Origin of the sequence: Corynebacterium tuberculostearicum (assembly GCF_022347235.1) — a bacterium.
Taxonomy (GTDB): domain Bacteria; phylum Actinomycetota; class Actinomycetes; order Mycobacteriales; family Mycobacteriaceae; genus Corynebacterium; species Corynebacterium tuberculostearicum_F.
On sequence record NZ_JAKRDX010000059.1, the window covers coordinates 1 to 542 of the forward strand.

The 542-nt window shown below is 53.3% G+C and carries 1 protein-coding gene; it reads left to right on the forward strand.

What is annotated here, in order from left to right:
• Nucleotides 1–12: 12 nt before the first annotated feature.
• Nucleotides 13–542 (forward strand): ATP-binding protein (locus MHK09_RS11675; protein ID WP_250413619.1); only part of this gene is annotated, 530 nt, incomplete at its 3' end.

Genomic DNA, 542 nt, shown 5'->3' on the forward strand with positions numbered 1-542 from the left:
GTGTGAAAAATCATGAGCAGCATCGACGACGAGATTGTGCGGGCAAAAATGCGCAAGCTTCGTGTATCAACCTTCGCTGACATCTTCTACGAGGTTGTCAACGACGAGGCCTATGCGGATGCGCTACCAGAAGACATCTTCCTCGCCGCAGTCGAAGAAGCCTACACACAACGCCAACAGCGCAATATCGCCAAGGCCATCACCCAGGCACAATTCCGATACCCGGATGCAAGCCTGGCTGAAATCACCCGGGCAGAACAACGTGGTATCAACATGCGCCAGCTGAAACGAATCGCAGCAACCAACTGGCGGGAAAACCCGACCAACATACACATCCTCGCACCGACCGGAACAGGCAAGACATACATTGCCTGCGCCATCGGCATCGCCGCATGCAAAGCCGGATATTCCGTGGCGTACTACCGGCTGGATCAACTTGTAGACATGCTGGCGGTCTTCTCACCGACTGACCAAAACTACCTCGATAAGATGCGGAAACTGATCAACGTCGATGTCCTTATCATCGACGACTTTATGACCAT